Here is a 987-nt window from a genome sequence, read left to right as displayed (position 1 = left end):
CCGTAGATGCGCCAGGGGCGGGTGCCGTAGATGGCCTCGCCGTTGCGCACCATCCACGTGGCGATCTCGCCGAGGATCTTCTGCTCGTCGGCGTCGATGGTGCCGTCGCCGCGCAGCGGCACCGACAGCAGCAGGTTGCCGTTTTTGGAGACGATGTCGCACAAGCGGTGGATGACCGTGCTGGCTGGCTTGTACTGGTGGTTATCGAAAATGCCGCGGCTGTAGTGCCAGTCGCCCAGGCAGGTGTCGGTCTGCCAGGGCTGGGGCTCGATGCCTTCGCGAAAGCCGCGCTCGACGTCCTCGACGAGGCCGGCGCGCCATTCGCTGGGCATCACCTTGGCGTTGAGCACGGCCTCCAGCTTGCCGCCGTTCCAGGCCATGCTGGCGTTGTAGAAATGAGCGGCGATGTCCAGGCCGGCCTGGCCCAGCGGCAGCGTCGTGTTGTCCATGTAGACCAGGTCGGGCTTGTAGCTGTCGATCAGGTCACGGCAGCGCAGGAACCAGCTGCGCGTGAAGGCCGGGTTGTGCAGCGGCGGCTTCTCGTCCCAGTGGGCGGTCTGGCTCTGCTGCCAATCCTCGACGCTGCGGATGGTCTTGAAGCCGTCGGGCATGACGATGTTGCGGCCGGTGTAGAGGTCCTGCGGGTCCAGGCCTTCCCACCATTTGCCCTTGCCGTCTGCCTTGGTGAGGCGATAGGCGTCGTAGCGCTGGCCCGCATATGGGCCTTCGGGGTCGTAGCCGTAGGCTGGCTGGTACCAGTGCCAGGCATGGGCACTGTGATTGCTGACGCCGAAGCGCAGGCCGCGCGCGCGCGCCGCCTTCTCCCAGCCGGCGATGAGGTCTCGCTTGGGGCCGACGCGCAGGCTGTTCCAGGCGTGGAATTTGGAGTTGTAGTTGTCCTGGTTGTCGTGGTGGTTGGCCAGGGCGACGAAGTATTTGGCGCCGGTCTTCACGTACAGGTCCAGCAGCGCGTCCGGGTCCCAGTTC

Annotated in this window: 1 protein-coding gene; it reads right to left on the bottom strand. The window is 66.0% G+C overall.

Annotated elements, in window-relative coordinates; all coding sequences use genetic code 11:
- Positions 1-987: alpha-L-fucosidase (locus tag AC1DU6_RS32825; RefSeq protein WP_477862463.1), on the bottom strand; the 987-nt coding region annotated here is incomplete at both ends.

The organism is Roseateles sp. P5_B10 (genome assembly GCF_056400485.1).
The sequence above is the reverse complement of the archived record's forward strand: the minus strand, read 5'-3'. Positions and strand labels throughout refer to the sequence as shown.